The following is a 226-nucleotide window of genomic DNA, read 5'->3' on the forward strand; positions in this document are numbered from 1 at the left end:
GTACCGAACGCATCGTGCATCATCGTCCCTTCATATCGGGGAAGAATCCCGATATCATCGGTCGCTTTTTTTCCACGAGAAGCGTGAGGAGCCAAGTATGTATATCTCGATGTACACGCGACATGCACCCATGCGAGTTTCCCATTGATGCGCAAACTCGTTTCATCGACATGCAGGATGTTGGATTCAAGTAAGGCGTCTTCGATGATGTCCATATTTGATTCCA

1 protein-coding gene is annotated in these 226 nt (G+C 47.8%); it reads right to left on the minus strand.

Annotated features, from left to right (window positions below; genetic code table 11):
• A partial coding sequence (locus tag ETC02_RS17440) for an IS66 family transposase (RefSeq protein ID WP_171698520.1) occupies nt 1-226 on the minus strand: 226 nt, incomplete at both ends.

This window comes from Geobacillus sp. DSP4a, from assembly GCF_013096875.1.
GTDB lineage: Bacteria > Bacillota > Bacilli > Bacillales > Anoxybacillaceae > Geobacillus > Geobacillus thermophilus.